The sequence below is a fragment of the Kitasatospora sp. NPDC015120 genome (assembly GCF_043080305.1).
Taxonomy (GTDB): domain Bacteria; phylum Actinomycetota; class Actinomycetes; order Streptomycetales; family Streptomycetaceae; genus Kitasatospora.
In genome coordinates this window covers 1-2,675 of the sequence record NZ_JBIBVJ010000056.1, presented here as the reverse complement: position 1 = coordinate 2,675, position 2,675 = coordinate 1, and the positions used below count along the sequence as shown (strand labels likewise).

The window sequence follows — 2,675 nt, the reverse complement described above, 5'->3', positions numbered from 1 at the left end:
CCCTGGCCGAGGAGGGTTTCACGACGTTCGTGGAGTCCAGTGCCCATCCGGTGCTGACCGTCGGCATTCAGGAGACCCTGGCCGGCCGTCCGGACGTGCTCGTCACCGGTACCCTGCGCCGCAATCGGGAGGACGAGCGGCCGCTGGTGCAGGCCCTGGCCGCTGTCGAGTTGCACGGTCATCGTCTCGACTGGTCCGTCACCGCGCCCGCCACCCCGCCCGGCCTGCCCACCTATCCCTTCCAGCACCGCCACTACTGGCTGGACGCCCCCGCCGTCACCGGCGGCCCGGACGCTTCCGCCCACCCGCTGCTCGGTGCGACCGTCGAGCGGGCCGACGACGGCGGACTGGTCCTCAGCGGCCGCCTCTCGCCGCGCAGCCACCCCTGGCTGGCCGAGCACACCGTCTCCGGCACCGCACTGTTCCCCGGGACGGGATTCGCCGAACTGGCCCTGGCCACCGCAGAGTCCGCCGGATCGCCCGGTGTGGACGAACTCGTCCTGCTGGCACCGCTGACCCTGGGCGAGGCGGTGCTCGACCTCCAGGTGCTCGTCCCGGCCGCCGACGAGGACGGCCGCCGCACCTTCGACGTCTACTCGCGCCCCGAACACGGCGGCGCCGGCGACTGGACCCACCACGCCACCGGAACCCTCGCCGCCGAAGCGGCCGAAGCGGCCGAAGCCGCCGAACCCACCGCCCCCGCCGAGGGGTTCCCCGCCCACTGGCCCCCTGCGGGCGCCACTTCCCTCGACCTCGCCGACGCCGAACGGAGGTTCACCGCCGCCGAGGTCGGCTACGGCCCGACCTACCGGGGCCTGCGTGCCGCCTGGCAGCAGGGCGACACCCTCTACGCCGAGGTCGAACTCCCCGAGGCCGCGCACCCGGACGCCGCCCGCTACGGCCTCCACCCCGCCCTGCTCGACGCCGCCCTCCAGGCGGAGGCCGCGGCGGACGGCTCGGACCGCCCCGCCGTGCTGCGGCTGCCGTTCGCCTGGAACGACCTCGGCCTGCACGCGGTCGGCGCCACCGTGCTGCGGGTGCGCCTGGACCGCCTGGACGAGGACACCCTCGGCGTCCTGGCCGTCGACCCCGAGGGCACCCCCGTGCTCACCGTCGGCACCCTGGTGCTGCGCGCGGTGGACGCGGGCCGGCTGACCGCCCCCGCCCCCCGGGGCTCGGCCCGGCCCACCCGCACCCCGGCCCGCCGGGCCGCCGGACGCACGGCGGGGGAGGACGGCGCCGCCGAGCGCCTCAGCCGGCTGTCCGCCGCCGAGCTGGAGCGGCACCTGCGCGAGCTGGTGCGGGCCGAGGTCGCCGCCGTCCTCGGCTACGCCACCACCGCGGAGCTCGACCCCGACCGGGCCTTCCGGGACCTCGGTTTCGAGTCCCTCACCGCCGTCCAGCTCCGCGACCGGGTCGCCGCGGCCACCGGACTGAAGCTGCCGCCGACCCTGGTGTTCAACCACCCCAGCCCGCGCGCCCTCGCCGAGCACCTCGGCGAGCTGCTGCGGCAGGGCGGCAGCGCGCCCGCCGCCGCACCCGCCCGCACCCGGGCCGCCGCCGACGAACCCCTCGCGATCATCGGGATGGCGTGCCGCTACCCGGGCGGCGTGGGGTCGCCGGAGGACCTGTGGCGGCTGGTGGCCGAGGGCCGGGACGCGATCTCGGAGTTCCCGGCCGACCGCGGCTGGGACCTGGAGGCGCTGTACGACCCGGACCCGGAGCGCACCGGCACCGCGTACACCCGGCACGGCGGCTTCCTGGCCGGCGCGGCCGACTTCGATCCCGCGTTCTTCGGCATCAACCCGCGCGAGGCCGTCGCGATGGACCCGCAGCAGCGGCTGCTGCTGGAGGCGTCCTGGGAGGCGCTGGAGAGCGCGGGCCTGGACCCGGCCGCGCTGCGCGCCACCCCGGTCGGCGTCTTCACCGGCCTGATCTACACCGAGTACGGCGGCCGGGTGCGCGGCTCCGCCCCCGAGGCGGAGGGCTACCTCGGCACCGGCAGCGCGGGCAGCGTGGCGTCGGGCCGGATCGCCTACACCTACGGGTTCGAGGGCCCGGCGGTGACGGTCGACACCGCCTGCTCCTCCTCGCTGGTCGCCCTGCACCTCGCGGGCCAGGCGCTGCGCTCCGGTGAATGCAGTCTCGCGCTGGTCGGGGGCGCCACCGTGATGTCCACCCCGGACACCCTGATCGAGTTCAGCCGCCAGCGCGGTCTGTCGCCGGACGGCCGCTGCCGGGCCTTCGCGTCCGCCGCCGACGGCACCGGCTTCGCCGAAGGCGTCGGACTGCTGCTGGTCGAACGGCTCTCGGACGCCCGGGCCAACGGCCACCCCGTGCTGGCGGTGGTGCGCGGTACGGCGGTCAACCAGGACGGTGCGTCGAACGGTCTGACCGCGCCGAACGGTCCGTCGCAGGAGCGGGTGATCCGGGCGGCGCTGGCGGCGGCGGGCCTGGGCGCGGCGGACGTGGACGCGGTGGAGGCGCACGGGACGGGCACGACGCTGGGTGACCCGATCGAGGCGCAGGCCCTGCTGGCGACCTACGGTCAGGACCGTCCGGAGGACCGGCCGTTGTGGTTGGGGTCGGTGAAGTCCAACATCGGGCATGCCCAGGCGGCGGCCGGGGTGGCGGGTGTGATCAAGATGGTGCAGGCGCTGCGGCACGGGGTGCTG

1 pseudogene is annotated in these 2,675 nt (G+C 76.3%); it reads left to right on the top strand.

Going from position 1 to position 2,675, the window contains the following annotated elements:
* Positions 1 to 29 precede the first annotated feature (29 nt).
* Positions 30 to 2,675 (top strand): annotated as a pseudogene (locus tag ACF1AK_RS36205) (beta-ketoacyl synthase N-terminal-like domain-containing protein); the annotation flags it as partial.